This window comes from Chryseobacterium subflavum, from assembly GCF_055762745.1.
In genome coordinates this window covers 37,913-64,071 of record NZ_JBVTMR010000007.1, presented here as the reverse complement: position 1 = coordinate 64,071, position 26,159 = coordinate 37,913, and the positions used below count along the sequence as shown (strand labels likewise).

30 protein-coding genes and 1 tRNA gene are annotated in these 26,159 nt (G+C 34.8%); 27 read left to right on the top strand and 4 right to left on the bottom strand.

Features of this window, described 5'->3' with window-relative positions; translation table 11 throughout:
* Positions 1-115 precede the first annotated feature (115 nt).
* The 9 genes from AC0INN_RS21340 to paaZ all read left to right on the top strand — a co-directional run bounded on the left by AC0INN_RS21340 (position 116) and on the right by paaZ (position 8,645).
* Positions 116-916, top strand: coding sequence for an enoyl-CoA hydratase/isomerase family protein (locus tag AC0INN_RS21340; RefSeq protein WP_172284297.1), 801 nt, complete (start codon positions 116-118; stop codon positions 914-916).
* Between the two features lie 35 nt (positions 917-951).
* Entirely contained in the window at positions 952-1,302 is a 351-nt protein-coding gene (locus AC0INN_RS21335; RefSeq protein WP_172284295.1) for a four helix bundle protein, read from the top strand.
* A gap of 44 nt (positions 1,303-1,346) precedes the next feature.
* A complete protein-coding gene (locus AC0INN_RS21330; RefSeq protein ID WP_306615012.1) occupies positions 1,347-2,480 on the top strand; it encodes a 3-hydroxyacyl-CoA dehydrogenase NAD-binding domain-containing protein in 1,134 nt (377 codons plus the stop codon).
* 22 nt (positions 2,481-2,502) lie between these two features.
* Positions 2,503-2,799: a hypothetical protein gene (locus AC0INN_RS21325; protein WP_273650627.1), complete on the top strand. Its 297-nt coding sequence runs from the start codon at positions 2,503-2,505 to the stop codon at positions 2,797-2,799.
* 2 nt (positions 2,800-2,801) lie between these two features.
* The gene (locus tag AC0INN_RS21320) at positions 2,802-3,215 is read left to right on the top strand and encodes a PaaI family thioesterase (protein ID WP_172284290.1); all 414 of its coding nucleotides are present in this window, start codon (positions 2,802-2,804) and stop codon (positions 3,213-3,215) included.
* Positions 3,216-3,293: 78 nt separating this feature from the next.
* Positions 3,294-4,499, top strand: coding sequence for a 3-oxoadipyl-CoA thiolase (gene pcaF, locus AC0INN_RS21315; protein ID WP_273650628.1), 1,206 nt, complete (start codon positions 3,294-3,296; stop codon positions 4,497-4,499).
* Between the two features lie 97 nt (positions 4,500-4,596).
* A complete protein-coding gene (locus AC0INN_RS21310; protein ID WP_172284286.1) occupies positions 4,597-5,193 on the top strand; it encodes an acyltransferase in 597 nt (198 codons plus the stop codon).
* Positions 5,194-5,207: 14 nt separating this feature from the next.
* On the top strand, positions 5,208-6,035 hold the full coding sequence (locus AC0INN_RS21305; protein WP_273650629.1) for an alpha/beta hydrolase: 828 nt from the start codon (positions 5,208-5,210) through the stop codon (positions 6,033-6,035).
* Between the two features lie 114 nt (positions 6,036-6,149).
* Positions 6,150-8,645, top strand: a complete 2,496-nt coding sequence (gene paaZ, locus AC0INN_RS21300) for a phenylacetic acid degradation bifunctional protein PaaZ (protein WP_273650630.1) — start codon at positions 6,150-6,152, stop codon at positions 8,643-8,645.
* Positions 8,646-8,663: 18 nt separating this feature from the next.
* On the opposite strand, the gene AC0INN_RS21295 is transcribed toward paaZ, so the two are convergent.
* Positions 8,664-9,371 (bottom strand): CPBP family intramembrane glutamic endopeptidase, encoded by a 708-nt coding sequence (locus AC0INN_RS21295; protein WP_273650631.1) that lies wholly within the window; start codon positions 9,369-9,371, stop codon positions 8,664-8,666.
* A 187-nt stretch (positions 9,372-9,558) separates the two neighbouring features.
* Here AC0INN_RS21295 and AC0INN_RS21290 point away from each other — a divergent pair, with 187 nt between their 5' ends.
* From AC0INN_RS21290 to AC0INN_RS21240, 11 genes are all read left to right on the top strand, one after another.
* Positions 9,559-10,293, top strand: coding sequence for a DUF4241 domain-containing protein (locus tag AC0INN_RS21290; protein WP_273650632.1), 735 nt, complete (start codon positions 9,559-9,561; stop codon positions 10,291-10,293).
* Between the two features lie 2 nt (positions 10,294-10,295).
* The gene (locus AC0INN_RS21285) at positions 10,296-10,994 is read left to right on the top strand and encodes an SMUG2 DNA glycosylase family protein (protein WP_172284662.1); all 699 of its coding nucleotides are present in this window, start codon (positions 10,296-10,298) and stop codon (positions 10,992-10,994) included.
* 441 nt (positions 10,995-11,435) lie between these two features.
* Complete coding sequence (locus tag AC0INN_RS21280; protein ID WP_172284276.1) at positions 11,436-12,200, top strand: enoyl-CoA hydratase/isomerase family protein; 765 nt, start codon at positions 11,436-11,438, stop codon at positions 12,198-12,200.
* Positions 12,201-12,320: 120 nt separating this feature from the next.
* Complete coding sequence (locus tag AC0INN_RS21275) at positions 12,321-12,938, top strand: hypothetical protein (protein ID WP_273650633.1); 618 nt, start codon at positions 12,321-12,323, stop codon at positions 12,936-12,938.
* 60 nt (positions 12,939-12,998) lie between these two features.
* A complete protein-coding gene (locus tag AC0INN_RS21270; RefSeq protein ID WP_306615005.1) occupies positions 12,999-13,289 on the top strand; it encodes a winged helix-turn-helix domain-containing protein in 291 nt (96 codons plus the stop codon).
* A gap of 72 nt (positions 13,290-13,361) precedes the next feature.
* Positions 13,362-14,201, top strand: a complete 840-nt coding sequence (locus tag AC0INN_RS21265) for a metallophosphoesterase (protein ID WP_273650635.1) — start codon at positions 13,362-13,364, stop codon at positions 14,199-14,201.
* A gap of 6 nt (positions 14,202-14,207) precedes the next feature.
* The gene (locus tag AC0INN_RS21260; protein ID WP_273650636.1) at positions 14,208-14,501 is read left to right on the top strand and encodes a hypothetical protein; all 294 of its coding nucleotides are present in this window, start codon (positions 14,208-14,210) and stop codon (positions 14,499-14,501) included.
* Positions 14,502-14,511: 10 nt separating this feature from the next.
* Complete coding sequence (locus tag AC0INN_RS21255; RefSeq protein ID WP_172284268.1) at positions 14,512-14,997, top strand: Coq4 family protein; 486 nt, start codon at positions 14,512-14,514, stop codon at positions 14,995-14,997.
* A gap of 5 nt (positions 14,998-15,002) precedes the next feature.
* Positions 15,003-16,376 carry a DUF4153 domain-containing protein gene (locus tag AC0INN_RS21250; RefSeq protein WP_273650637.1) on the top strand — a complete coding sequence of 458 codons (1,374 nt, stop codon included), beginning with the start codon at positions 15,003-15,005 and terminating at the stop codon, positions 16,374-16,376.
* Positions 16,377-16,381: 5 nt separating this feature from the next.
* Positions 16,382-16,921 (top strand): hypothetical protein, encoded by a 540-nt coding sequence (locus tag AC0INN_RS21245; protein ID WP_172284264.1) that lies wholly within the window; start codon positions 16,382-16,384, stop codon positions 16,919-16,921.
* Positions 16,922-16,974: 53 nt separating this feature from the next.
* Complete coding sequence (locus tag AC0INN_RS21240; protein WP_306615000.1) at positions 16,975-17,487, top strand: hypothetical protein; 513 nt, start codon at positions 16,975-16,977, stop codon at positions 17,485-17,487.
* A 97-nt stretch (positions 17,488-17,584) separates the two neighbouring features.
* On the opposite strand, the gene dtd is transcribed toward AC0INN_RS21240, so the two are convergent.
* Positions 17,585-18,034 (bottom strand): D-aminoacyl-tRNA deacylase, encoded by a 450-nt coding sequence (gene dtd / locus AC0INN_RS21235; RefSeq protein ID WP_273650641.1) that lies wholly within the window; start codon positions 18,032-18,034, stop codon positions 17,585-17,587.
* A gap of 3 nt (positions 18,035-18,037) precedes the next feature.
* The gene (locus AC0INN_RS21230; RefSeq protein ID WP_172284259.1) at positions 18,038-18,490 is read right to left on the bottom strand and encodes a hypothetical protein; all 453 of its coding nucleotides are present in this window, start codon (positions 18,488-18,490) and stop codon (positions 18,038-18,040) included.
* Positions 18,491-18,599: 109 nt separating this feature from the next.
* On the opposite strand from AC0INN_RS21230, the gene greA reads away from it, so the two are divergent.
* The 7 genes from greA to AC0INN_RS21195 all read left to right on the top strand — a co-directional run bounded on the left by greA (position 18,600) and on the right by AC0INN_RS21195 (position 24,541).
* The gene (greA, locus tag AC0INN_RS21225; protein WP_172284257.1) at positions 18,600-19,070 is read left to right on the top strand and encodes a transcription elongation factor GreA; all 471 of its coding nucleotides are present in this window, start codon (positions 18,600-18,602) and stop codon (positions 19,068-19,070) included.
* 49 nt (positions 19,071-19,119) lie between these two features.
* The gene (locus AC0INN_RS21220; RefSeq protein ID WP_172284255.1) at positions 19,120-19,509 is read left to right on the top strand and encodes an HIT family protein; all 390 of its coding nucleotides are present in this window, start codon (positions 19,120-19,122) and stop codon (positions 19,507-19,509) included.
* Between the two features lie 66 nt (positions 19,510-19,575).
* Positions 19,576-20,763: an ATP-dependent Clp protease ATP-binding subunit ClpX gene (gene clpX / locus AC0INN_RS21215; RefSeq protein WP_172284253.1), complete on the top strand. Its 1,188-nt coding sequence runs from the start codon at positions 19,576-19,578 to the stop codon at positions 20,761-20,763.
* A gap of 78 nt (positions 20,764-20,841) precedes the next feature.
* Positions 20,842-22,845: a T9SS type A sorting domain-containing protein gene (locus AC0INN_RS21210; RefSeq protein WP_172284252.1), complete on the top strand. Its 2,004-nt coding sequence runs from the start codon at positions 20,842-20,844 to the stop codon at positions 22,843-22,845.
* A 5-nt stretch (positions 22,846-22,850) separates the two neighbouring features.
* Positions 22,851-23,075, top strand: a complete 225-nt coding sequence (locus AC0INN_RS21205; protein ID WP_172284250.1) for a signal peptidase — start codon at positions 22,851-22,853, stop codon at positions 23,073-23,075.
* 61 nt (positions 23,076-23,136) lie between these two features.
* On the top strand, positions 23,137-24,423 hold the full coding sequence (locus tag AC0INN_RS21200; RefSeq protein WP_273650642.1) for a TlpA family protein disulfide reductase: 1,287 nt from the start codon (positions 23,137-23,139) through the stop codon (positions 24,421-24,423).
* Positions 24,424-24,467: 44 nt separating this feature from the next.
* Positions 24,468-24,541: transfer RNA gene (locus AC0INN_RS21195), tRNA-Met, on the top strand.
* A gap of 314 nt (positions 24,542-24,855) precedes the next feature.
* Here the strand turns inward: AC0INN_RS21195 and AC0INN_RS21190 are convergent.
* A complete protein-coding gene (locus tag AC0INN_RS21190) occupies positions 24,856-26,154 on the bottom strand; it encodes an HlyD family secretion protein (protein ID WP_172284246.1) in 1,299 nt (432 codons plus the stop codon).
* Positions 26,155-26,159: the final 5 nt, after the last annotated feature.

Genomic DNA, 26,159 nt, shown 5'->3' with positions numbered 1-26,159 from the left:
GGCATATGGCTATGTAAAGCATAACGAAGCTACTGCCGGATTACTAAGCTGGTAGATGGTTACATTAATTTATATTGTTAAATTAGAGCATTGTTAAATAATAAATTTAAAAACTATGTATACACAACTTGATATCGAGACTCATTTTGATGGAAAACTCAAAATTGCCTACCTGAATCAACCTGAATCATTAAACGCATTAACAAAACCTTCTTTGGCAGATTTGAAAGATTTTATAAAATCCTGTAATGAAGATGAAACGGTAAGATGTGTGGCGATTTCCGGAAGAGGAAGAGCATTTTGCTCAGGACAGAATTTAGATGATGCTTTTGTACAGGGAAATGAACACCATGATCATGATATCATTAGAAAAATAGTAGTGGATTATTACAATCCATTGGTTACAGAAATCACACATTGCAGAAAACCTGTGGTTGCACTGGTAAATGGCCCGGCAGTTGGAGCAGGTGCCATGCTTGCCTTGATCTGTGATTTCGTATTAGCAGTTGACAAATCTTATTTTGCACAGGCTTTTTCAAATATCGGGTTGATCCCTGATACGGGAGGAACTTATTTCCTTCCAAAACTATTGGGAAGACAATTAGCCAATTACCTTGCATTTACAGGAAAAAGATTGTCAGCAGAAGAGTCAAAAGCTTACGGTTTGGTAGCTGAAGTTTTCAACGAAGAGGAATTTATTCCAAAATCAATGGAAATTCTGGAGAAAATGGCCAATATGCCTACCGCTGCTATAAAACTTACTAAAAAAGCATTTGCTCAGTCGTACAACAATACACTCAAAGAGCAACTGGAGTTAGAAGGCGACCTGCAACAGGAAGCTGCAGAAACAGAAGATTTCATAGAAGGTGTAAACGCCTTTTTACAAAAAAGAAAACCTGATTATAAGGGAAGATAATTAATTTGAGAATGGGCTAATTTGAAAATTTGAAAATGAGAGATGACAAAGAAAATATCATTGTAAATAAGACTTTTGACTTTGCATTGAACATTATTGAATTTTCTGAAGAACTATATAAGGCTAACAGATTTCCATTGGCAAACCAGATTTTTAAATCAGGAACTTCAATTGGGGCTAATGTTAGAGAAGCTCAAAATGCAGAAAGCAAGGCCGATTTTATTCATAAATTAAAAATCGCTGCTAAAGAAGCTGAAGAAACAGAGTATTGGCTCTTGTTATGTTCTCAATCTCAATATTTAAAATCTCCGGATGAAAAAATACGATCAGATTTAAAAGAGATTGTGTTAATCTTATCTAAAATTATTTCAAGTTCAAAAGCTTAAGTAATTTTCAAATTAGCTCATTTTCAAATTTTCAAATTTAAAATATGAATGTAGGAATTATCGGTGCCGGAACTATGGGAATAGGCATCGCACAAGTAGCAGCAACAAATAGCTGTAAAGTTTGGGTATATGATGCCAACTCAAAACAGGTAGAAACGGCAACGCTAGGTTTGGAAAAAACATTAACCAAACTAGTAGATAAACAGAAGATTTCAGCTGAAAAAATGACCGAAATTCTGGCTAATGTCTCTATCGCTACAGAACTGAAAGATTTCAAAGACTGTGAATTAGTCATTGAAGCAATCATTGAAAACAAAGAAATTAAAACTAAAGTTTTCGCAGAACTGGAAAATCATGTTTCCGAAAACTGTATTATAGGTTCCAATACATCGTCCATTTCTATCACATCTCTTGGCGCAGAATTGAAATATCCTGAACGTTTTATCGGAATCCACTTTTTCAACCCTGCACCTCTGATGCCTTTAGTTGAAATTATTCCTTCGTTATTAACAGAGAAGTCTTTAGCAGAGAAAATGTATCACCTCATGAAAGATTGGGGAAAGGTTCCGGTTATTGCTAAAGATATTCCAGGATTTATTGTTAACAGAATTGCACGTCCTTTCTATGGTGAAGGATTGAGAATCGTTGAAGAAAATATTGCTACACCAGAGCAGGTAGACGATGCCATGAGGACCTTAGGAAACTTTAAAATGGGACCTTTTGAATTAATGGATCTCATTGGAGTTGATGTTAATTTTTCAGTTACAACAACTGTTTATAAGGATTATTTTAATGATCCGAAATATAAACCTTCCTTGTTACAGCAACGTATGTCTGAAGCAAAACTTCATGGAAGAAAGACCGGAAAAGGTTTTTTTGATTATAGTGAAGGAGCTCAGAAACCGATTGCTCGAAAAGATGATGCGTTGTATGAGCAGATCTTCTTAAGAATCATCTCCATGCTGATCAATGAAGCTGTAGAAGCTAAAAGATTAGGTGTAGCGAATGATGAAGACATCGAGCTGGCAATGCAAAAAGGAGTCAACTATCCGAAAGGTTTATTAAGCTGGGGGAGAGAAATAGGATATACAAAAATCTCGGAAACCCTGCAGAACCTTTATAACGAATATCAGGAAGAAAGATACCGACAAAGCCCTTTATTAAATAAGCTTGCTTAATTTGAAGGATAAAACTATTATAATGGATTTAGATATTTTCGGAGCAGAATTAAAGCAGAGGCTTTTGATGGAAAAAGAATACCTGGTCCGGGAATGTTCTTTGATCAAAGATGATCAGGAAAGGTTGGAATTGCTGGGGAAATTTAATGATAAATATAAGGAGGCGATCAAGAGGATAGCTGATGAAAATAATTTCGATCTGAATGCTTCGTATCCTTCCGAAGACTTTTCATATGAACATATGATTCTAGGTAAAACTATGGGGATTTATGATGTATTGGTTGAAGAATTATATGAAGAAATAACAAGTATAAACTAAAAATGAATCCAAAACAAATTGCAGATTATATGCTCGGTCAGGATTATTTTTCCCAATGGATGAATATCAGAATGATTGAGGTGAAAGAAAATTATTGTCTAATAGAAATGCCTATTAAAAAAGATATGATTAACGGACTTAAGACGGTCCATGGAGGGGTGACGTTTGCTTTTGCAGATTCTGCACTGGCCTTTTCATCAAATAATTCCGGGGACGCTGCAGTTGCGTTAAATTGTATCATCAATTTTACTAAAGCAGGAAAAGAGGGTGATATCTTTAGGGCAGAAAGTAAGCTGGTTAACGATACCCGGAAAACTGCTGTTTATGATATTCAGATCACCAATCAAAATGAAGAGCTTATTGCAAAATTTGTAGGAACAGTATATAAGATCGGAAAAAAAGTAACAGAATTATAAAATCAGACATAAGACTCAGATATCTGATTAAAAACGAGTGAAATCTTTTTGTCTGGTATCTCAAAATCTAAATAAAAAATGAACAACGTATACATTGTAGATTATATCAGAACTCCTATTTCAAAATTACAGGGAGGATTATCAGAAGTAAGAGCTGATGATTTGGCATCAATTGTTATCAAAGAAATTGTTGCAAGAAATCCCGAAGTTCCGGTAGAAGAAATTGAAGACGTTATTTTCGGGTGTGCTAATCAGGCGGGTGAAGATAATAGAAATGTTGCAAGGATGGGTCTTTTACTGGCTGGTCTTCCTTATAAAATCGGAGGAGAAACTGTCAACAGACTATGCGCTTCCGGAATGTCCGCCGTGGCAAACGCTTTTCGTTCAATAGCTGCTGGAGAAGGAGAAATTTATATTGCAGGAGGAGTAGAGCATATGACCCGTTCACCGTATGTGATGTCAAAACCAAGTGCTGCTTTCGGAAGAGACAGCCAGATGTTTGATACTACTTTCGGATGGCGTTTTATCAACCCTAAAATGAAAGAACTATATGGTGTTGATGGAATGGGAGAAACTGCCGAAAATTTAGCAGATATACATCAGATCAATAGAGAAGATCAGGATAAATTTGCCCTTTGGTCTCAGCAGAAAGCAACAAGAGCTCAGGAAAGCGGAAGACTGGCAGAAGAAATTGTAAAAGTTGAAATTCCTCAGAGAAAAGGTGATCCAATCATTTTCGAAAAAGACGAATTTATTAAACCTTCTTCATCTATGGAGGGATTGGCAAAACTTCGTCCGGCTTTCAGAAAAGAAGGAACAGTTACAGCAGGAAACGCTTCGGGAATGAATGACGGAGCTGCTGCTTTAATTTTAGCGAGTGAAGAAGCGGTTAAAAAGTATGGTCTTAAGCCAAAAGCAAAGATTTTAGGATCCGCAGTAGCAGGTGTTGAACCAAGAATCATGGGAATAGGACCGGTAGAAGCAACTCAAAAACTACTGAAAAGATTAAACCTTTCTCTTGAAGATATGGATATCATCGAGTTGAATGAAGCATTTGCAGCACAGGCACTGGCCGTAACTAGAAGTTTAGGGTTGAAAGATGATGATGAAAGAGTAAATCCAAATGGAGGTGCCATTGCAATAGGCCATCCACTGGGAGTTTCAGGAGCAAGAATCGTAGGTTCTGCAGCAATGGAGCTTCATAAACAGGATAAGAAATATGCGTTGTGTACCCTTTGTATAGGTGTAGGACAAGGATATGCGATGGTAATTGAAAAAGTATAATTAATTTGGAAGTGAGTTAATTTGAGAATTTGAAAATGCTTAAAGACATTTCTAATTTTCAAATTATCGCATTCTCAGATTTTCAAATTAAAAAAAGATGAATATCTATTCATACCACGGGATTCGTCCCATTATAAAACCTTCTGCTTACATTCATCCGCAGGCAGTCATTATCGGGAATGTAGAAATAGGTGAAGAAGTATATATCGGTCCCAATGCGGTAATCCGTGGGGACTGGGGGAAAATTATCATCAAGGATGGAGCTAATGTGCAGGAGAACTGTACCCTGCATGTTTTTCCCAATATAGAAACGATATTAGAAGAATCTGCACATATCGGACATGGAGCTATTATTCACTCCGGACACATCGGCAAAAACTGTCTGATCGGAATGAACGCTGTGGTAATGGACAAAGCTTATATTGGCGATGAAAGTATTGTCGGAGCATTGGCTTTTGTACCGGCGAATTTCAGATGTGAACCCAGGAAACTGGTTGTAGGAAGTCCTGCAAAAATCATTCGTGATGTTTCCGATGAAATGATTCATTGGAAAACAGAAGGGACAAAGTTATATCAGGAACTGGCAAGAGAGGGAAAAGAAGCTATTCTGCCTTGTGAGCCTTTTACAGAATATGTCCAGCAGATTCCAACGAAAATTGTGGATTACAGTATCTGGGATGATATAAAACAATAACCATACAATTAAATATGATTAAAAAAATTGCACTTGTATGCAGCATGATGTTGACGATGAATAGTGTGTTGTCAGCACAAACTGTTGCTACAAAACCGCTTACAATTGGAGAAGTGAGGACGATTAAGTCTAAAACCTTAAATGAAGACAGGATATTGAATATTTATCTTCCACAAGGATATGACAAAACAAAATCATATCCGGTAATCTATCTGTTGGATGGAAGCATAAATGAAGATTTTATTCACGTGACGGGATTAGTACAATTCTTTAATCAGATGTATTCCATGCCGGAAACCATTGTAGTGGGAGTTGCTAATGTAGATAGAAAAAGAGATTTTACTTTTCATACAGATTTAAAAGACTTGCAGAAAGACTATCCTACCACAGGGCATTCTGATCAGTTTATTACATTTATGGAAAAAGAGCTAAAACCCTATGTTGAAAGCCAGTTTAAAACTACGGAAAAATACCTTTTTGGCCAGTCTCTGGGCGGACTTTTAGCAACGGAAATTCTTTTGAAAAAGCCGGAAATGTTCAATAACTATTTTATTATCAGTCCAAGTTTATGGTGGGATGATGAAAGTCTTTTAAAGCAAGCATCTCAATTACTTTCAAAATCTCCGGATACTAAAAAGTTTGTTTATCTGTCTGTTGGAAAAGGTGAACATCCTGTAATGATAAAAGATGCGGAGACTTTCTACGATGTTTTGAAAAAAGCCGGAAAGAAAAACTGGACATTAGAATATAAAATGATGGAAACAGACAATCATGCTACTATTCTTCACAGAAGTTTATATGAAGGATTGGTGAAAATGTTTCCTTACCAGGAACCGAAGTAAATCAGTTTCACTTGATCGGTGTTCCTAAAAAAATTAGATCGTAATAGTAATTTGGTCATTACTGTGAATACCTTAGGGCTCACTAATTAATTTAAGTAAAAAGTAAAAAACTATATGGAAAAGTTAAAAAACTATATCTACGGACAATGGATAGAAGGGACCGGAAACGGGGTTCCTTTGTACAATGCCGTTACAGGAGAGCAGGTAGCTGTTTCCGATACTGAAGGCCTTAATTTTGAACAGGCTCTTGATTATGGAAGAACTGTAGGATATAAAAATCTTTCTTCAATGACTTTCTATGACCGTGGAGAAATGTTGAAAAAAGTGGCGCTTTACCTGCTGGAAAGAAAGAAAAAATACTACGAGTTATCCTATAAAACTGGAGCTACCCATGTGGATTCCTGGGTGGATATTGAAGGAGGTTTTGGGACTTTCTTTACCTACTCGGGGTTGGCAAAAAGAATGTTGCCTAATACTCCATTCTGGGTAGATGGAGATACACAGAAAATTTCAGCGAACGGAACTCATTTAGGAACTCATATCCTTACTCCAAGTGAAGGAGTATCTATACAAATCAATGCGTATAACTTTCCGGTATGGGGAATGCTGGAAAAGCTTTCTACTTCATTGTTGGCAGGTGTTCCGTCCATTGTAAAGCCGTCACCTTTTGGATCTTATCTTACCAATGCGGTATTCCAGGACATGATTGAAAGTGGTTTTCTTCCGGAAGGTGCTGTACAGTTGGTTTGTGGCGAACCCGGAAATATTCTTGATTATGTTCAGGATGGAGATTCCGTATTGTTTACGGGTTCTGCGAATACAGGAAGAAAACTGAAATCATTGCCTTCCGTGGCAGGTAATGCAGTTCGTTTCAATATGGAAGCAGATTCGTTGAATTGTTCTATCCTGGGACTGGATGCAAAACCAGGAACTCCGGAATTTGATTTATTCATCAAAGAGGTTCGTAATGAAATGACAACAAAAGCTGGCCAGAAATGTACCGCTATAAGAAGAATAATTGTACCGGAACACCTTATCGGTGATGTACAGCATGCATTGGCAACAGCATTGGATCAAACTAAAATAGGAAATCCTCTAAGCCGTGAAACCAGAATGGGATCATTGGTAGGAAAGCAACAGTATGATGAGGTTCTCCGAAAAGTAGATATTCTGAAAACTGAAACAGAACTTGTTTATGATGGTAAACATGAGCTTGTAGATGCAGACTATGAAAAAGGATCATTCATGAGTCCTAAATTATTCCTGAACGATAAGCCTTTCGAGAAAAATATTTCTCATGATGTAGAAGCTTTTGGTCCGGTTTCTACTATGATGCCTTACAAAGATGCGGAAGAAGCCGCAGCACTCGCGAAAAGGGGGAAAGGAAGTTTAGTAGGATCAATTGTTTCCCACGATGATCAATTTGTAGCTGAAACTTCTTGGAAAATGGCATCGCAACATGGAAGAATCTATGTACTGAACAGAGATAATGCTAAAGAGAGTACAGGACATGGTTCCCCACTTCCTACATTGATGCACGGAGGACCGGGAAGAGCAGGTGGAGGAGAAGAAATGGGAGGATTAAACGGGCTGCATTTCTTTTTACAAAAAACAGCTATTCAAGGGTCACCTGATATTTTGACGGCAATCACCAAAATTTACCAACAAGGGGCAGAGAAAAAATATGCAGATAAGCATCCATTTCAAAAATACTTTGAAGATGTTGAAGTTGGAGATTCTCTGGAAACAGCAGGACGAACAGTTACCGATGCAGATATTGTGAATTTCTCCAATGTTTCGTGGGATCACTTCTATGCACATACAGATGCTACAAGCTTAACGGGAACTATTTTTGATAAGACGGTTGCTCACGGATACTTTATCCTTTCTGCTGCTGCCGGACTATTTGTATCAGGTAAAAAAGGACCGGTAATAGCAAACTATGGTCTGGAAAATTGCAGCTTCTTTAAACCGGTATATGCTGGAGATACAATTACTGTTTATTTGACAGCTAAAGAAAAAATAAACAGGGGAGTCAAAGGAAGAAATATTCCATCGGGAGTCGTTAAATGGTTAGTGGAAGTAATTAATCAAAGAGATGAGGTGGTTTGTGTGGCTACTATTTTAACTTTAGTTGCAAAAAAATCTCCTTTTGTTGATCTTAATATTAAAAATATTCAGAAAATTTTAGGAGGCCTGACCCAAAGTACAAAACCAAGCTGGGGTAATATGTCTCCACAACAAATGATTGAGCATCTTGAGCATGGCGTTTTGGTAAGTATGGGAGAACCTGAAGCTGAAAAATGCTTTACTCCTGAAGAACAGCTCGAAAAATGGCAGGATTCCCTTTACAATCACAGGAAAATGCCTAAGGATTTCCCGGCACCTTACTTGGCTGAAGATGAAAAGCTGTTGGAATTAAGACATAAAAATTTTGATGCGGCAAAAGAATCATTCATAGAAAACCTGAAAAGATTTTCAATTTATTACAAAGAAAATCCTCAAGCAGAACATCTGAATTTTGTGTTCGGAAAACTAAATAAAGAAATGTGGGAATTGATGCATAGGAAGCATTTTACTCATCATTTTGAACAATTTGGATTGATCTGATAATATTAAAAGGAAGCTTTATAAAGCTTCCTTTTTTTGGGTACTGATGTCTTGTTTTTTTAGATATCTCAGATACCAGTAAACCAAAATGGGAAGTGCAAAGATTTGAAATAGAAATATAAAAAGTGAGATGAGACCTTCAGGCTTATGCTCATTGGCTTTAATCAAAACCTGTTGTCCCAGAGGTCCGTTTGAGAAAATAACAATATTAAAGATATTCCATCCCAGGTGAAGTCCAAAAGGAAGATAAAGTGATTTTGTTTTTGCAAATGCAAATGCAAGCATCAATCCAAATATTCCGGTCATAAAAAAAATAATCACCATTTGAATAGGGTTTCCAAATGCATTATAAGAAAACAAATGGTAGACACCAAAGCAAATGGCAGAAAGATAACAGGCGATCTTAATTCCCAATTTTTCAATGGCTAAGTAAAGTAATGCTCCCCTAAAAATGAGTTCCTCAAATATGACTGATCTTAAAGTCCACCAGACGCTGGTGAATATTGTCTGTAAGGTCATATGTTTATTTAATATCCAGCTGTTATCGCTGAAAGTCTTATTCATTACATGATAAAGTAAGCACACCAATGCTGCTAACAGGAAGCCTGTTGTCCAGTTCATAATTCTATTTCTGGTGGGTTTAAATCCTAAAACAAAAAGTGTTTTTTTATCGATATACCATAGCAAGAGCCCTGAAATAATAAGTTCAGCAAGAATTCCGATCATGGGTAAATAGTTTTTATATCGTATTTTCAGCACGATAAGTTCGATGACTAAAATAATTAAAATAATTGAAAATCAGTAGGTAATAGTATTTTGTATATATTTTTGTTTTTCAAAGTCCGTCTTCATTTGATCCGGATTAAATAAATAGTAATTTTAATTTTTAAATGAATTGATAAAAAATAATATCATGAATGAAAGCTGGCTACAAAAATGGGATGAAATGAAAGACCTTCTGGTTTGTCCTACAGATTTAGAAGCTTATTTTACTTCAGACGAGATTTTCGGAAAAAAAATGGAAGTAATACATGTTGGAAATGTTTCTATGCCTTCTGGAAAAGTAATAGTAAGAGATCCTTTGGTCTATTTGAATGCAGCAGAAAAACCTTACTTTATTAACTCTCCGAAAGGAAATTTTCCGGTACAAATAGCAGTAGTAAAATCTGAAGATTGGGGGAATCGCTATGCAGCGGTAAAAGTTTCATTTACGGATAAAAGGCCTGTAATTTATCGTGAGGCTTTAATAGGACATGAAGAACTGGAAGGAGTGGGAGAAGGAGAATATTTTGGATTTTCTGTAGACGCTGGTCTTGCTTGTATTACTGATGCGGAGGTATTGCCTTATTTCGATAAGTTCCTTACCCAAAAAAATGTGGGTAACATTTACGATGATTATTTTGCCGATATCTTTGCTCAGAGTTATAAAAACAACCCCAAAAACCAGAGGGAGTTAGGGGATTGGATCAATTGGACAATACCAGGTACATCTTATCAAATTCCGATGTTTGCCAGTGGGTTCGGTGATGGCGCTTATCCTGTATACTTTGCTTACGACGAAGATAATCAGGTATGCGGGTTATATATTCAGTTTATTGACATTGAACTGGCCCTTTCCGAAGAGCAGGAGGATGAAGAAGATTGCTAATGATGGGAGCTAGTTTTGCTGATAAAGTTATTGACTTTAATAGAAACCTTAATTATAACGGTAAGCTGCCACATAATTTTGAGGTGTTGAATCCATATTTTGACAATCCGGAAACGATGGCTGTTATGGAACAGTTTTATAAAAAGTATTATAATGATTCCATACAAAGAAAGTTTATGGTAGGAATTAATCCCAGCAGACATGGAGCTGGTGTAACTGGAGTACCATTTACAGATACAAAACGACTTGAAAGTGTTTGTGGGATAGCAATGCAATCTGCACGTACGCATGAGGTTTCATCTGTTTTCATGTATGATATGATCGAACAGTATGGAGGAGCCACTGAATTTTACAAAGATTTTTATATAAACTCTCCTTTTCCCTTAGCAATCGTAAAACGATCCGGAAATGGCTGGCTTAATGCCAATTACTATGATGATAAGGAGCTATTTTCTGATGTTAAAGATTTTATGATTGAATCCTTAAAAAAGCATATCAGTTTAAATCTTGATACTTCAGAAGTATTTGTTTTAGGAAAGAAGAATGCAGATTTTATCTCAAAACTGAATAAAGAAGCAAATCTCTTTGAAAAAATGACCATTCTTGAACATCCCAGATATATACAGCAATATAAACTAAAAGAAAAGCAAAGCTATATTGATAAATATATACTTGCATTAAAAAACAAATCCCTTGAATAGCTCAAGGGATTTTCCATTTGTGCAGTAGAATCTTTCACGGTACAATGATAGCTTATGATATTATTTTCACGGTTATTAGTTTTTATCGTCGTAAGCTATTTCTTTATGATCTTATTTGATCCCAAAGGAATTTTAATTAGATATGCTCTTGCAGGGAACTTAGAGATATCTTTTTCATTTACTCCTTTTTTAATTTCTGTGCTTTTTAAGAGCTGGCACTGTAGCAGGAAAAAAGCAGCATATTTAGTATCTCAAAGGAACAATAATAATGGGACCCGAAAGTAGAGTAGAAAGTACCAAATTGATGCATCCGTATTTCTACGTAATAGGCTTAAAATAGAATGACATGCTGATCACTATTTTGCAGGTCAATTTGTTGTGGTTAAATTTTCGTTAACAGGCTGTAATTCGTATTTTTGTAAGAATCCAATTTAAATTAAAATGAACGAATTTGTAGTCTCAGAACTTAAAAACAATATCGCAGAAATCACCTTTGGGACCCCTAAAAGTAACTCACTTCCTGGAGCGATTCTGGAAAAATTAGCACAAACGATCTTAGATGAAGGTGCAAAAGATGAAGTAAAAGCTATTCTTGTAAAAAGCAGTGGTGAAAAAGCTTTTTGTGCCGGTGCCAGTTTTGATGAACTTCTTGCTATTGAAGAATTAGATGCATCTACAAGGTTTTTTGGAGGATTTGCTAAGGTACTGAATGCGATGAGAAATTGTGGTAAAATAGTTGTGGTAAGAGTTCAGGGAAAAACGACAGGTGGAGGAGTAGGTATTGCCTGTGGAGCTGATTATTGTTTTGCAACAAAGGATTCTGCCTTGGCTTTGACTGAAATTAATTTAGGTATTGGTCCTTTTGTAATAGGCCCGTATGTTGAAAGGAAAATAGGAAAATCACAATTCTCTGCAATGGCGATTGATGCCGATTTCAGATCTGCTGAATGGGCTGAACAACATAATGTTTATCATTCTGTTTCAGAAAATATCGAAGAAATGGATGCTAAACTGGATAAATTTCTACAGATATTAGCTTCCAGAAGCAGTGATGCTCTTGCACTTATTAAAAAGGTATCATGGGAAGGAACAGAACACTTCAATGAATTAATGCCGGAAAGGATTCATATGAGTGCTAGTCTCATCCTGGAAGAATCTGCAAAGAAAAATATTGAGTCTATTAAAGAAAAATTAAGAGTTAAGTAAAGGCTTACTTCATAAATAAAAAAACCGTTGAAATAATCAGCGGTTTTTTTATTTAAATAATCTTCGAAATATTTTTAAGTTTCAGAAAAATATTTAACTTTGTATTTCAAAGTTCTTTATATGGATTCAAAAAACTACCACGAAGATCTATCCCACATCCGGTCTATGATGGAACGATCTTCCAGATTTATTTCATTGAGTGGATTGTCTGGTGTTTTTGCCGGACTTGCTGCCATTGCAGGTGCAGTGTATGTGTATTTTGTTTTTCAGAGAGAAGGAATCGATTATTTTGATGGTGATCGAAATATCTACAATCCTTCTTTAGTGAGAGAATTAGTGATTATAGGAACTTTGATCTTATTTGTTGCGGTACTGAGCGGATACTTTTTTACAGCGAATAAAAGCAGAAAGCAAGGATTGAAAATATGGGATGCTACGACAAAACGTCTGCTATTAACGTTTTCTGTTCCATTAATAACAGGAGGCGTGGTATGTCTTGGTCTTTTATATCATCACCTTTTTCCATTGATTGCCCCAGCGACATTAATTTTTTACGGTTTAGCACTGGTGAATGCTGAGAGATATACTTTAACTGATGTCAAATATCTGGGCTATTGCCAGATTATACTAGGGTTGGTTTCCCTTTTCTTTCTAGGATGGGGATTAGTAGCATGGACGCTGGGATTTGGTTTTTTACATATAGTGTATGGCCTCATCATGCATAAAAAATATAAATAATGATTTAAATTTGCAGCTCTAAAAAAGTAATACTGTATACTATACCTACCACCAAAGATTATGATTAAAATAAATCAGCTCAACAAAGAATTTGAAAGTCGGGTAAGATTAGGCATTATGTCTGTTCTTATGGTTAAAGATTGGGTTGATTTCTCGGAAATGAAAGGATTATTGGAGATTACTGATGGTAACTTGGCCAGTCATAGTAACGCTTTGGAAAAGGCTGGATACATAGAAATAAAGAAGGAATTTGTTGGGAAAAAACCTAAAACCTCTTATAGGGTTACACAGAGTGGAAGACAGGCTTTTTCTGATCATTTAGATGCTCTTGAAAAATTAATAGGCAGATAAAACTATATTTTTTTATCAATTAACTTTGTAATTCAAAGTTCTTTGTTTTAATTCAATATGTGAAAATAGTACATGACAAGAAAAACATTTTTAAAAAAGCTCTTTCAGCTCGCTGTAGTAGGATCCTTTCCTGCTCTATACTCATGGCAGGTAGAGCCTTTTTGGGTGGAGTTTGTTGAACGTAAGCTTCCCATTAGAAATTTACCGGTGAACCTTGAAGGTAAAATTTTGATGCAGATTTCCGATTTGCATGTAGGTAACCGATTTGACTGGAATTTTCTTATTGAATCTTTCCATAAGGCTAAAAAATTTAATCCGGATTTTGTAGTGTACACCGGTGATTTTGTAAATCACGGAACACTGGAAGAACAAAACGATTTAAAAATAGTAATGGAAGAAGCCGTATATGGAAACCTTGGAACATTTGGAATTTTGGGAAATCACGATTATGGACCAGGGTGGAAAGACATTGAGCTCTCCAGGAGTATTTGTCGGATTTTAAATAGCTACGGAATTGAAATGCTAAATAATGAGCAAAATAACCGGTATGGAATCAACTTTATTGGATTTGAGGATCTGTGCTCACCCAATTTTGATCCCTTGAAGGTTATGAAAGATTTAGATCAGTCTAAAGCGAATCTGGTTCTTTGCCACAATCCTGATGTTTGTGATAAAGATGTATGGAACGGATATCAGGGATGGATCCTAAGCGGGCATACCCATGGCGGACAATGCCGGATTCCCGGTTTGATCACTCCCATACTCCCTGTTAAAAATAAGAAATATGTTTCCGGAGAAATTGATTTGCAGGATGGCAGAATGCTTTACATCAACCGGGCAATCGGACATTCTTATCAAGTTCGGTTTATGGTTCGTCCGGAAATTACTGTTTTTACCTTAACAAAAGCTTAAAATAATATGGATAATAAAGAAATTGTGAATATAGGAAAATATGTTTTCTGGCTTTCATTTTTGCTTGGGAATATATGCCTGTTCGGATACCTTGTCAGCAGAATTGATGTATTTGCGATAGGAGGCTTCTTATTGCTCATTTTTGGATCTATCTTGAATTTATTGGTCATCGCCGGACTTTTAATTTATGGGTCGATATATCATGCCAAGCTTCATGCTTGTTTACAATCAATCGGAATATTATTAATCAATATCCCTATCGCCTGTCTTTATACTGTTATTGGAGTTAATCTTAATTAAATAATCAACTATGAAAAAATTACGTGTTCAGTTTTTACTTTTTGTATATGATAAAACTCAAAAGTTTTACAGAAGATATTTTAAGAAAAAGAAAAGACAATGGCAGTTCAACGAAAAACAACTGCTTAGTTTCAATGAAGATACCTTAGGCCGTAAACTGGGGGAATTTTATAAGCGTCATGGATTTACCATGATTCCTAAAATGGAAAATCACGATGTTCATCATTTGATTACAGGTTGCGGAACTAATTTCGAAGATGAAATTGCCATGCAATATCTGCTGTTGGGAAATGGAAAACTTAATGCCCATCTTCTGGCAGCAATCATATTAGGAACTTTGATTTTACCGGAATATTCAAAAATGTACCTGCAGGCATTTCGGAAAGGTCAAAATATGAGGTCCTTTCATCATTGGGATTTTGAAGCTTTGCTATGGCAAAATTTTGAAAATCTGAAAGATTTTATTCAGCAAAAAAATACAATAACTTATTATTAAATATCATGAAAACACATCACTATATACTCCTTACAACCGTCTTATTTATTATTCTTTTTTATAACGAAAATGTAGGTTTAAATCTTGGACTGTTAGGTATTGCTTATGCGTTACTAACATGGTACAAAACACCAAAGTCAAACAAAACAAAAGTATTTTTCATGCTTTTTTTCACAAGTATTTTTTCTTCAGTAGCTTTTGCCTGGTATGGAGATTTTGCTTCTTTTGTGGCGGTTGTAAGTTCACTTCTGCTTTTATCTTACAGATCAGGAAATAAAAGACTAAAAATTCTCTTCTTGATTCCTGTTTTTATAGTGAACTGCTTTACTTTTTTATGTCGATTTTTTAATTTTGATAGTTGGCTTCCCCAAAAAAATATTTCGGGGTTAGGACAGAAAATATTTGCCTTTATCCTGATTCCATTGGTATTAGTTGCTGTTTTTTTTGGAATTTACTCTGTAGGAAGTGATCATTTCGCCAGCTTGTTTACGGATATCAAAATAGATATTGATATTTGGCAACTGTTCTGCATAACAGTATTGGGGATGTTTATCGCTTTCAATTATTGGAATTATGCTGTAGAAAAAATCATTTATAAACAAAATCATTTTTTAGATGATACTTTTCACACGAAAGATCGAATCGTACAATCAACATATTCTTTTCTTGATATTGATGCAGAAAGGATGAGCGGCATAATCTCGTTTTTAGCATTAAATGTATTATTGATCTTTTTTATCATCACTTATAATTACGAACTATTCTACGAAGATTCAAAAACTCCCGGCCAGCTTTCAGAAGAAACCCACCAAAGAGTAAATGCTGTGATCATGTCTATTATTATGTCTATTCTGGTGATTATGTTTTATTTTAAATCCGGATTTAATTTTGATCCGAAAGCCGGGCTTATGAAAAACCTGGCTAAGATCTGGATTTTTTTAAATGCGGCACTGATTATTTCCACGATGATAAAGAACTCCGAATACATTATCAATTATGGTTTTACATATAAAAGGCTTGGAGTATATGCTTTCCTGACTCTTTCATTGATTGGTTTGACAATGACGTATATTAAAATTCAATACAGAAAAAGAAATGCTTTTCTGTTTAATACAATGACATGGTATTTTTATGGAACAATTTTGGCTTGTAGTTATATCAATTGGGGAGGATTAATTACTTCTCACAATATGAAGCGCAGTGATTTTAATGCAGGTTATCACTTCACAGAAATCAACTTTAGTGAGAAAAGTTTACTGAAGTTTGCTGCCGAAAAAAAAGATATTATACTAAAAAAACAAATTATAAGTAAAGTAAAACAAAAGAAATCATTTTCTTTCTTGTCAGAAGTGCTTTACTATGAAACACTAAAAGAATAACTATTATGAAAAAGTCCTTATTGCTGATCCCATTGATTATTGTTTCTTGTAAAAAAGAACCAAATGTAAACGAAACAGCCAACAAAGATTCGATCATGATTTCAGAACAGCCGGGTCCAGAACATTCAGTAGATTCAGCTGCTATAAGAAAAAAAGATTCTATCATTAATAATTCTCCCGTCACCAAACATGTCTTAAAAAAAGGTGTGATGAGAAGTGAGAAAGATGGGCAAATAATAAGAACTGCCGATGCCTCACAGCTTCCATTTACAGTAGGAGAGCAATTTACAAAAGAAGGACAGGAGCTGATTCTCAAAATCACAAATTATAATAAAAGTGATATCAAGGCATCCATTTCTACAAAAGAAAAAGATTTTAATATTCGTTTCAATCAGATAAAATTGCCAAATGGAGAATACGATGGTCCTTTTGGAAGAGATATTTTTTATCAGATGGCGGGCAAAGGTGAAGTATGGTTAATTATAGGCAAAAGTAACATGGCTTCCGGAAACACAAAAGGAAGTTTTTCAGTAAGCGTCGAATAATAATTCTTTGGTATAGTTTCTGCAAGATAATTTTTGTATTAAGATTTATTATTATGAAAAATATATTTTTAACTGCAGTGGCAGCTTCTGTTGCCCTTGTTAGTTGTGGAACAGTACAGTCATTGGTTCAGAATACGTTTCCTTATACGGCTAATGTATTAGTATCCACAGGAGTGCCTGCTGATAAAGAGGTGTCTTCTACGGCTACTGCTTCTAATGTACAGACTTGGTTTGGTGGGAATAATAATGCTAAAATAAAAGATGTGAGATTGGCAGATGCAAAAATCTCTGTGGTTTCTCCTTCTGGTGGCAACTTAAGTGCTTTTAAAAACATTAAAGTTTATATTTCTTCAAATGGTACGGGTGAAAGACTTGTTGCATCAAGATCCAACATCTCTTCAAATAGTTCCAGCTTAAACCTCGATCTTAATAATAATGGATTTTTGGATGAGGTCGTAAAGAGCAACGGACTTACAGTAAGAACAGTTTATGAACTGAAAAATCAGACAAGTTCAGATATGAACTTAAAAGTAGCATTGAATTTCAGCAGTATACCTGCGAATTAGTTTTTATAAAAGTTTATTAGGAAAAAGGTCTTTCAAATTTTGAAGGACCTTTTTTATTTGGGATTAAATATAATTTAATGTATTGATATAAAGTGTCTTACATTTTTGTTTGGCTATCCATTACAATAGTGACAGGACCATCATTAACTAAAGAAACCTTCATGTCTGCACCAAAAATTCCGGATTCTGTTTTTAGTCCTGATTTTGCAATTTCTTCTTTGAAATAATCAAAAAGGGGAATTGCTTTATCGGGTTTTGCTGCCTTAATAAAGGATGGACGATTTCCCTTTTTATAATCAGCTATCAACGTAAACTGGCTGATACAAAGGATTTCTCCTGAAATATCTTTTAATGAAAGATTGAGCTTATCATCTTCATCAGCAAAAACTCTAAGGTTCAATATTTTTTGTACGAGCCAATCTGCATCTGCTTTCTCATCATTTTCATCAATTCCAATGAGTAGCATAAAGCCCCTATTGATCTCGCCGACGATTTTCTCTTCTACTTTTACATGAGCTTCTGAAACTCTCTGTATTACAACTTTCATAAATTAATAATAAACATTTAATACTCTGGTATTGGGATTATAATTGTAAGGATAAGTTTTCGGAGGTACATTCGTTCCTGACGAAGGTTGGCCGGTAAGTAAAATCCATTTAGCGTTATCCTTTGGACAAATGATACTAATATTGTCTTTTACTTCAAGTGTAGTATCATTATCAGGGCATATATGAGGTGCATTTCTATCAAATACCATAAACTGATTATCTGATCTACGGACAATAATTAAACCCCGTGTTCCTGATTGTTGCTCATCCACATAGATCCATCCACCTACATAGTTCAAATTATTATATGCAGCTAAATTAAGGTTCAAGGTTACGTTAATTGGAGTATTGGGAAAGCAGCTTACCGTGTCTTCTCGACTTCCGCAAGAATTAACAGATATATTGCTGATTATCAGTAAAGTGGAAAAGAATAAGATTGAAAAAGTTTTTTTCATTTCAATTTAAATTTTTATATATTTGTAAAAATTAAACGATTACAACACGAAAACATTGTCCGGCAAATGTCGGATTATTTTTTTATACTAAAACTAAATTTTGAAAATTATGGCAAGCTATGTTACAAAGGAGGGGTTAGATAAAATGAAAGCTGAGCTTGAGCAGTTGGAAACTGTAGAAAGACCTAAAATTACTCAACAGATTGCAGAAGCTAGAGACAAAGGTGATTTGTCTGAAAATGCAGAATATGATGCGGCAAAAGAAGCTCAGGGGATGCTTGAAATGAGAATTTCTAAACTGAAAGATGTTATTTCAGGGTCTAAAATAATAGATGAAAGTCAGCTAGATACTTCAAAAGTTTCCATTTTAACAACTGTGAAACTAAAAAATAATGCAACGCAACAACAACAGATATTTACTTTAGTTCCTGATAATGAGAGCGACCTTAAAAGCGGCAAGATCTCTGTAAATACACCTATTGCAAAAGGTTTGCTAGGTAAAGTTGTGGGAGAGACCGCAGAGATTGTTTTGCCGAACGGAAATAAATTATCTTTTGAAGTACTTGAAATTACCCTGTAAGGATAAATTTATACATGTATAATTCTCTGAAGTAAATTTTTTGATGCATATGAGTACTATATTCACAAAAATCATTAATGGCGAAATTCCTTCCTACAAAATAGCAGAGGATGAAAATTTTGTTGCGTTTTTAGATGCAATGCCTTTAGTTAAAGGACATACATTAATAGTCCCTAAAAAAGAAGTGGATCTGATCTTTGATCTGGAAAGCGAGGAGTATAAAAACCTTTGGGGATTTTCACAAAAGGTTGCCAAGCAGATTAAAAAAGCAATTCCTTGTATTAGAGTAGGGATTGCAGTGGTAGGCCTGGAAGTTCCTCATGCACATATTCATTTAATACCACTCAATACAGTGGAAGATATGAATTTTAAAAATGAGAGACTGAAATTAACGGATGAAGAGTATACCGAAATTCAAAAATCAATTATTAATTCTTAAAAAATCAAGAAATCGTAAAAAAGAAATTTTTTACGATTTTCTTTAACATATATTTATATAAATAGTATGAATTCAAACCAATGTTCTTTTTGTGGCAGAAAAAGAAATGAAGTGCAGATGCTTATTTCTGGTCAGAATGGCTTTATCTGTGAAAACTGTATAGAACAAGCTCATGCGATAGTAAAAGACAGTGCTACTAAAACTGAATTTTCACCTGCGGAAAATATAGATACGCTAAAAAAGCCAAAGGAGATTAAAGAGTTCCTTAACCAATATGTGATCGGACAGGATCAGGCAAAAAAACAGCTTTCGATTGCTGTATACAATCATTATAAAAGATTGCTTCATGCACAGGATGAAAATAGAGAAGTAGAGCTTGAAAAGTCCAATATTATCATGATCGGTGAAACAGGAACCGGAAAAACTTTGCTGGCCAAGACTATAGCAAGAGAACTTAATGTTCCTTTTTGTATAGTAGATGCTACGATTTTAACCGAGGCCGGATATGTAGGAGAAGACGTTGAAAGTATTCTTTCAAGACTTCTTATGGTTGCAGATTATGATGTGGAAAAAGCTGAAAAAGGAATTGTATTTATTGACGAAATAGACAAGATTGCCAGAAAATCTGATAATCCAAGTATTACCAGAGATGTTTCTGGGGAAGGTGTTCAGCAGGGGCTTTTAAAATTGCTTGAGGGAAGTATTGTAAATGTTCCACCACAAGGAGGAAGAAAACATCCGGATCAGAAATATATCCAGGTTAATACCCAAAACATACTATTTATTGCTGGTGGTGCTTTTGATGGTATAAAGGAAATTATCGAGAGAAGAATGAACAAACAGGCAATAGGTTTCAGTGCTGAAAAGATAAATAATGTAGATGAGGATGAATATGTATTAACAAATATTAATGCAATAGATCTTCGTTCTTTCGGATTAATTCCCGAACTTTTGGGAAGATTTCCAATCATTACATACCTCGAAAAATTAACAAAAGAAACGATGGTACGTATCATGAAAGAGCCCAAAAATTCAATCGTCAATCAGTTTATTGAGCTTTTTAAAATGGATGGCACAGAATTGGTATTTACGGATGGTGCTATTGAAAAGATCGTGGAGGAAACCCTTGATAAAGGATTGGGAGCCAGAGGACTTAGAGGAACTACCGAAAAAGTCTTGGAAGACTACATGTTTGCAATAGGTGAGGAAAAGAAAATAGTATTAACTGAAGATAATATTATTGTTAATAAATGAAAATAATTTTTTTATTATGAAAAAAATCATACCTTTGCGGGTGAGATTGTATTATAACACACACAAATAATTTATACAATGAGAAAAAGTTTATTTGCTATAGGTCTTTTAGCAATTAGTTATTCTGTTCAGGCGCAGATATTATGTCACGTAGACGCTAATGCTAATATGTATGTAAGTAAAGGTACCCTAGTTTATAGCGGGGGAGGTTTACAAATGAAAGCTAATGGTACTATAGAAAACCATGGAAACTTTATGGTTTCTGGTACAGCAACTGATCTTGTCAAGACGATTGATGCGTCAAATGCTGATAAGACAGAAGCAAACGGCGGAGGTAATTTTATTAACAAACTTAATGAGCCTACGGCTTATGCATCTGTTAATACCAATAGCTCTACTGCTACTCCCGTTTATACTTACGGACAATTATTCATCACAGGTATTCCACAAGCAAACATTACTGGAATTGTAGATCAGGAATTCAGACAAGTTCGTCAGGGTGATTATCAACAAATTGGGATGCCGTTCTATTTTAAAACTCCAGCTACTTTAAATGCTGAATTTGGTAAAACATTCACCACAGTAAGAAAATCAAAGAATGATATCCTGTATTGGAATAACAATACGGTACAGTTTGTTCATTTATCACCGATCAATGGTATTTACAAGTTTGGTGATGCAGCACCTACCTATTCTTATTGGGCATTAGGTGGAGCCGGCTTAGATGTTAGTTCTATTACACGTACCGTAAAAGGGCGACCTGTGAGTGATATTGCAACAGGAGTTATTGGAACTAGTGTTACATTACAAAATGCTGGAGCTGGAATCAACTTTGGGGCAGGTGGAAATAATCTAAATTCATTTAGAGAAAAATACAATACCTATGCATATGACCCATTCGAAATTCCTTCAGGTGGAGCATTGTGGACAGGTAATTATGCTAGAAACATGTATCAATTTGGTAATCCATTCCTAACCAACCTTGACTTATCAAAAATTGCATATAACGAACCGGCTGCTAATGGTGACGGAGTAAACCTTAGTAATATATATGGTGTAGTACTTGATGTTTCCGGGGTTGTAAATAATCAAGGTGGAACAACTACCGGAGGTTATAAATCGGTTACGTTTAATGCTGGTGTTCCAACAGGGGATGTTGATTATTTGATGATCAGACCATTTGGAACTTTTACGATTAAGCTTAATAACAATAATAATACGGATGTTCTAAACTTTGGCAATCTTAGGAGGTTTAATTATTATAGCAGAGCAGCGAATACTGATTATAATGTTAATGCAAGCAGAAGTGCTGCAGGTAGCATGAGTCAAGGCACTGTAAAGCAATTAGGAATTATTGCTCTTGATGCTAATGGTGTAGAAATTGGTAAAACTTATTATGTGGTTTATCCAAATGCAACTACTGGACATTCAGCAGCTGCTAAAACACAGTATGCTGCATCAACAGCAGATGTTGTGGGTACTTTTGAAGAAAATAAGGCTGGAGGTTATGATAATGATTATACTTCAAAGTATTGGTTACGTATCAATGAAGCCAATGAAAATGATTTTAAAGGAAAAAATGTGATGTTAGCAACTTACAGTTCTAATATAAAATCTTTTAAATTTGAAATTAGAGAGAATGCTGAATTGGTAAGTAAGGGGACACACCAATTATCTTCAGGTACAGGTTTCTATTACAAAGCTCCAAACGGAGAAGTAACTGAAGCAAAACAAGGAGATATAATTCCTGCCAAAGGAACTGAGTACAGTTTATATTATGGTGCACCTGAGGCCTCAACAGCAAGAAATCTTGCAATGGATGGAGCAGCAGTGAAGCCTTCATCAAGAACTAAAGTAGTTTATAACCCGGATATTACAAATTATATTGTAAGATTTGATCCGGATTGGAAGAAAGCAGATATTGAAGTTTATGATATGAGTGGTAAACTGGTAATCTCTAAAAAAGCAGTAAATACTTCTGCAGATTTTGTAATTGAATTAAACAATTCTATTAAAAACTCTTATGTAGTAAAAATTGTTTCAGATAAGGGAGAAACTGTTAACACTAAAATCTTAAAATAAAATATATGAAAGCTTTAAATAAACTATTATATAGTCTTTTTATTTTTGTTTTTTGTGTATTGAATGCACAAGGAACGGGCCCTGGAGGACAACCTCCTGAGCCAGGTGGACCTCCTACTGGCCCCGGTGGAGATTCAGTGCCAATTGATATGTATATTTATTTACTATCAATAGTCGCAGTAGCATTTATTGTATTTTTTACAAGAAAATATAAGGGTCAAAAAATATAAAAATTTAATTAAAATATTGAAAACTCTCTGATTAATCAGAGAGTTTTTTTATTTTTACATTATGAAAAAGATATTTGTATTATCAGCAGTTTTATCTGCTTTTTCTTTACAGGCACAATTCACAATTACCGTTCAGGCACCGGCTGATTTTAAAGATCAAGATGCAATTCTATATACATTAAATGGTTCCAAAGATGTTATTTTTACAAAAGAGCAGAGTAAGAATAATGTATGGACTTTTAAATATCCGCAGAACTATGTTGGTATGATGAAAATGTATTTTCCTACTACCAATAATACATTCAATTTCATATCAGAAAATAAGAATGTAAACATTAAATTAGATACTCAGGGTAATAAGATTAAAGATATTATTTACCAGGATGAGTCGAATAGTTTAATGAGTAAACAACAAGAAGGTTCTCAGAAAAAAGAGCTTATATTACCGGCATTAGCACAGATTAAAGAATACTATAAAGATAATACAGATTTTGGAAAAGCTCTGAAAGCAGAAATATCAAGATTATCAGGAGGCCTTGGAGAAGTGAACTCCACGGACCATCCGTTTATTTATTACTATAATACAAACTATAGTAAATTTTTAACTAATGACCCTAATAAAAAGGTATCACAGGAAGAAATAATCAATTTTATTGATAAGTCTAATGATATGCTTGAGACATCATCATTGTTGAGACCTGTATTGGTATCTTATCTTAATTCTGGTGGAAACAGCAATGTTGGAGCTTCTGTAGATAAATTACTTGATCGGTTAAAGGTGGAAACACCACGGGGTCAAACGGTATTATCCGAATTGATTGACATTTTTGATGTGTATGAAATGGCTGATTTAAAGAAAAAATATCTTGATCAGGCTAAAGATCTCAAATGTACGATTACAGACAGGTTAGCATCAACGCTTAAGGCAAATGCCAATGTACAGATTGGTGCAACTTTTCCTAATTATAAATTCCAGGCTCCGGTTAATACAAATGCCAAGTCTATTTATGATGTAAAAGCAGATAAGAAAATCATTGTTTTCTGGTCTTCCACATGCTCTCATTGTGAAACTGAATTGCCAAAACTTTTGGAGAAATATAATGATTTAAAAGCGAAGAATGTTCAGGTAATTGGGCTTTCTTTGGATGTAGATAAAGACTCTTACAATAAAAGAATTACCGCGTTTCCTTGGATTAATGATTCCGAGCTAAGAGGATGGAATAGTAGTTATAGTGAAACTTATAATATTCATGCAACTCCGACTTATTTTATTTTAGATGCTAACAATAAGATAATCAATAAACCAGACCATGTTGCCGATGTTTTGGAGTTTTTTAAGCTAAAATAATTTTGGAGGTTTAGAAATATTTTATATATTTGCACCACCAAAAAGGCGAGGTAGCTCAGTTGGTTAGAGCGCAGGATTCATAACCCTGAGGTCACGGGTTCAATTCCCGTCTTCGCTACTATAGAAAGGAAAAGTAAATTATTACTTTTCCTTTTTTGTTTTAAAAGATGATACCCATTAATATTTATTCTCATTCTTGGTTCCGAATCTCCGTAGTTTTCTTAGAATAAATCTCAATTAAGCCGTATAAAAAGAATTTTGTAAGCGTTTATATATAAAATGTTTTTATGAACTAGTTATGGCTAAATAACACAATTGACGTGCATATGATTATGTGATAAACATTACTATTGATATGTGATTACTATTGTAAGATTATATAAAAACCCACAACTATTAGTTGTGGGTTTTATATATTGTGATTTGGCTCTATTAGCTTTGATATCCCAATAGTTTTCTGATTTGATAGAAAAATCTTTCAATGAGTCTTAGATCCTGAGTAACAATATCAGCATTACCTCTAAGCTCTTTATCAAATGTGAGATTTCTGTTATATGATGTTTTTAAGCCTTTAGGAAGTAGAACATCTACGTAGTAATTTCCCTTTTCATCGGCAGAGAGAGAGATATTCTGTACTTTACCTTCTACAATACCATACTCCTGAAACCTGTAATTATCCAGTTTGATCAAAACCTTTTCTCCGGGAGCAATTTTTCCAGAGTTAGTAGGAGGGACATACATTCTTCCAACTAAATTCTCTTTATTCCGAGGTAATATAGATAAGATCGCATCCCCTGTTTTTACAAATTGGTTTTCTCCAAAGAATTGCTGAAAGCTGGCAATACCATCTGTAGAAGAAATAACAAGGAAGTTCTGCTCCCACTGTTTCATCGATTTTCTTAATTGCTCAAACAATTGCAGGCATTGTGAAGAGTAATTAATTTTATCCTTTTCCGTATTGATAGCAGTCCCGCTTTTAGTTTTGTTAAGGTTGGATATTGCTTCTTCCATTTGAGATAAAGAAATGGTAATATTTTCCAGATTTTGTTGAGCCTGGATGTATTTTATTTTTTCCCCTTCAAGTTCTACGGAAGCGATGACTCCCTGGTTAAAAAGTTCCTGTGATCTTTGATAGCTTTTTTTTGTAAGCTCATATTTAGCTTGTTCAAGTTTCTTTTGTTGTTTTGTCGTGGCAATCCTTACCCTGTATTCAGAAATACTTTGGTTAGCAGCAAGATTTTCAGGAGCGTAGGGCTGAAGTCTTGTAAATAATTCCTGATCCTGAAATGCTTTTGCAAAATTGTTATAATCTCCCTGAAGCTCTCCTAATTTATAATGAGACGTTTCATTTATAGGAAAGGAAGCTAAGTGAGTAGGAGAAAGAGAGTCGATGATTTTTTTCAGAGCAAGAACATCTTTATAATTGGCAGCAGACTGCATAACCATAAGGACATCATTTTTCTTAACCTCCTGATGGTCCTTGATAAAAATTTTTTCAATTTTAGAATTTGTTCTGGCCTCTAATTTTTCAGGTGGGTTTTGGGAAGTAACCACAATAGGAGCTGACACAAACTCAGGATATTTTATTATATAACTCATAATTAAAATGAGGATAAGGATAATAAATATGATGGTGTTTCCCCAGCGTATCATCCAATGGGGCGGTCTTGTAAGAATATCCTGAACACTTTCCGAACGAAGCTCTATATTATCTAAAATTTCTTTTTCCATATTAA

Coding starts and splice junctions, on each gene's coding strand:
- AC0INN_RS21190 (WP_172284246.1), bottom strand. CDS start 26,154: ATGGAAAAAGAAATTTTAGATAATATAGAGCTTCGTTCGGAAAGTGTT.
- AC0INN_RS21240 (WP_306615000.1), top strand. CDS start 16,975: ATGAAAAATATATTTTTAACTGCAGTGGCAGCTTCTGTTGCCCTTGTT.
- AC0INN_RS21330 (WP_306615012.1), top strand. CDS start 1,347: ATGAATGTAGGAATTATCGGTGCCGGAACTATGGGAATAGGCATCGCA.
- AC0INN_RS21255 (WP_172284268.1), top strand. CDS start 14,512: ATGAAAAAATTACGTGTTCAGTTTTTACTTTTTGTATATGATAAAACT.
- AC0INN_RS21205 (WP_172284250.1), top strand. CDS start 22,851: ATGAAAGCTTTAAATAAACTATTATATAGTCTTTTTATTTTTGTTTTT.
- AC0INN_RS21200 (WP_273650642.1), top strand. CDS start 23,137: ATGAAAAAGATATTTGTATTATCAGCAGTTTTATCTGCTTTTTCTTTA.
- AC0INN_RS21290 (WP_273650632.1), top strand. CDS start 9,559: ATGAATGAAAGCTGGCTACAAAAATGGGATGAAATGAAAGACCTTCTG.
- dtd (WP_273650641.1), bottom strand. CDS start 18,034: ATGAAAGTTGTAATACAGAGAGTTTCAGAAGCTCATGTAAAAGTAGAA.
- AC0INN_RS21280 (WP_172284276.1), top strand. CDS start 11,436: ATGAACGAATTTGTAGTCTCAGAACTTAAAAACAATATCGCAGAAATC.
- AC0INN_RS21310 (WP_172284286.1), top strand. CDS start 4,597: ATGAATATCTATTCATACCACGGGATTCGTCCCATTATAAAACCTTCT.
- AC0INN_RS21270 (WP_306615005.1), top strand. CDS start 12,999: ATGATTAAAATAAATCAGCTCAACAAAGAATTTGAAAGTCGGGTAAGA.
- paaZ (WP_273650630.1), top strand. CDS start 6,150: ATGGAAAAGTTAAAAAACTATATCTACGGACAATGGATAGAAGGGACC.
- AC0INN_RS21295 (WP_273650631.1), bottom strand. CDS start 9,371: ATGATCGGAATTCTTGCTGAACTTATTATTTCAGGGCTCTTGCTATGG.
- AC0INN_RS21245 (WP_172284264.1), top strand. CDS start 16,382: ATGAAAAAGTCCTTATTGCTGATCCCATTGATTATTGTTTCTTGTAAA.
- AC0INN_RS21230 (WP_172284259.1), bottom strand. CDS start 18,490: ATGAAAAAAACTTTTTCAATCTTATTCTTTTCCACTTTACTGATAATC.
- pcaF (WP_273650628.1), top strand. CDS start 3,294: ATGAACAACGTATACATTGTAGATTATATCAGAACTCCTATTTCAAAA.
- AC0INN_RS21275 (WP_273650633.1), top strand. CDS start 12,321: ATGGATTCAAAAAACTACCACGAAGATCTATCCCACATCCGGTCTATG.
- AC0INN_RS21340 (WP_172284297.1), top strand. CDS start 116: ATGTATACACAACTTGATATCGAGACTCATTTTGATGGAAAACTCAAA.
- AC0INN_RS21305 (WP_273650629.1), top strand. CDS start 5,208: ATGATTAAAAAAATTGCACTTGTATGCAGCATGATGTTGACGATGAAT.
- AC0INN_RS21325 (WP_273650627.1), top strand. CDS start 2,503: ATGGATTTAGATATTTTCGGAGCAGAATTAAAGCAGAGGCTTTTGATG.
- AC0INN_RS21210 (WP_172284252.1), top strand. CDS start 20,842: ATGAGAAAAAGTTTATTTGCTATAGGTCTTTTAGCAATTAGTTATTCT.
- AC0INN_RS21220 (WP_172284255.1), top strand. CDS start 19,120: ATGAGTACTATATTCACAAAAATCATTAATGGCGAAATTCCTTCCTAC.
- greA (WP_172284257.1), top strand. CDS start 18,600: ATGGCAAGCTATGTTACAAAGGAGGGGTTAGATAAAATGAAAGCTGAG.
- AC0INN_RS21250 (WP_273650637.1), top strand. CDS start 15,003: ATGAAAACACATCACTATATACTCCTTACAACCGTCTTATTTATTATT.
- AC0INN_RS21335 (WP_172284295.1), top strand. CDS start 952: ATGAGAGATGACAAAGAAAATATCATTGTAAATAAGACTTTTGACTTT.
- AC0INN_RS21260 (WP_273650636.1), top strand. CDS start 14,208: ATGGATAATAAAGAAATTGTGAATATAGGAAAATATGTTTTCTGGCTT.
- AC0INN_RS21285 (WP_172284662.1), top strand. CDS start 10,296: ATGGGAGCTAGTTTTGCTGATAAAGTTATTGACTTTAATAGAAACCTT.
- AC0INN_RS21265 (WP_273650635.1), top strand. CDS start 13,362: ATGACAAGAAAAACATTTTTAAAAAAGCTCTTTCAGCTCGCTGTAGTA.
- clpX (WP_172284253.1), top strand. CDS start 19,576: ATGAATTCAAACCAATGTTCTTTTTGTGGCAGAAAAAGAAATGAAGTG.
- AC0INN_RS21320 (WP_172284290.1), top strand. CDS start 2,802: ATGAATCCAAAACAAATTGCAGATTATATGCTCGGTCAGGATTATTTT.